Here is a 1,263-nt window from a genome sequence, read left to right as displayed (position 1 = left end):
ATACGAACATCGAGTCACTGGGCATCAAGTCCACAAGTAATAAAAAAGATGTTCAAATCCAAATTGGGCATATGGGGGATTCAAGTGGCCAATACAGTTCTCCTTTCGAGAAAATAATCTTTATTGTAAGGGAAGAGAAAATTAGCCAAGAAGATCGAGAAGCGAACAAGGTACCAGAAACGCTAAGCGAGAAATATTTTGCCTATTCCTACCGTACGGGCTTAATGACTGAATTGACTAATTTAGTGATTAAGGAAGCGTGGACGAGCCTGCAAGGCGATGAGTATTATGTAGCAAAAAGTGGACCTGAACACATCACCTTATCGCGGTATCATTTATCAACTAATAAATTCGAGCAAGCTTATGCCAAATTATCCGCAGAGCAGTTGAACGTAGACGAGATCAAATTTCTGTTGATTAACTCAAATCGTGTATACGTTATGACTCAACATGCAGATGTTGCCGGAGCATCTGTGCTCGATCTTGCAACAGGGGAGTTGCTCTATACTGGCCGTGTTGTTGAAATCGGCAATGGCAAGCAAACACCAGAAGAATTAAAGGAGAATTTACATTTAAATAATATGGAAATTGTCGGAAAAATAAATGGATGAGGAAATGTTATGAGCAGAGCCATTCTAACACCTTGCAAGCTCCAGCAATTAAAAGGAGTTGAGCCATACGCCTATCAGGTTGCTCACTTTATTTTGCAAGATGCATATCTCGCTGAAGAGGCAGCAAAAGCTGCTTTATTGCAATTATGCCTTGCTCTCAAGCCATTCGAGGGAACGGCGGAGGAGCTTCAATGCCTAGCGAAAAAATTAACGATTAGCGCCTCGATTAAAGCAGCAGGTTCGGTTTCGATTAGCCGATAGGAGACAAACGAGATCATCCATACGTTAAAACGGAAAGAGCCAAAATCCTTAGGATAGGATTTTGGCTCTTATTTGTTTCGTTAGTGAAGCAGCTTTAGCTAATTACTTATTTTGCGGAAAATTCGTTCTGACTGATTAAAATCCTCGTATTTGATTTTATGAACCGAGATTAATGATTCCATATTGCCTAGTGCCAAGAAGCCTTGTAGAGCGAGGCTTTCAAAAAACAAAGAATGAACACGGCTTTGCAGATCCGGGTCAAAATAAATGAGAACGTTCCGGCACAAAATAACATGAAACTCATTGAAAGAACGATCCGTTGCCAAGTTATGCTGGGCAAACATCATATTTTCTTTGATATAAGGATGGAATAAGGCATGCTCATAATCAG

3 protein-coding genes are annotated in these 1,263 nt (G+C 40.3%); 2 read left to right on the top strand and 1 reads right to left on the bottom strand.

Annotated elements, in window-relative coordinates:
- Together AC1DSE_RS35440 and AC1DSE_RS35435 are read left to right on the top strand one after the other, a co-directional pair.
- Positions 1–611, top strand: a 611-nt coding sequence (locus AC1DSE_RS35440; RefSeq protein ID WP_477529141.1) for a hypothetical protein, incomplete at its 5' end; no start/stop codon positions are given.
- A 9-nt stretch (positions 612–620) separates the two neighbouring features.
- Entirely contained in the window at positions 621–872 is a 252-nt protein-coding gene (locus AC1DSE_RS35435; protein WP_430059564.1) for a hypothetical protein, read from the top strand.
- A 98-nt stretch (positions 873–970) separates the two neighbouring features.
- Here AC1DSE_RS35435 and AC1DSE_RS35430 read toward each other — a convergent pair.
- Positions 971–1,263 (bottom strand): CheR family methyltransferase (locus AC1DSE_RS35430; RefSeq protein WP_477529140.1); only part of this gene is annotated, 293 nt, incomplete at its 5' end.

It is taken from the genome of Paenibacillus sp. 01L418, assembly GCF_056400045.1.
This window is presented reverse-complemented; position numbering and strand designations above follow the sequence as displayed.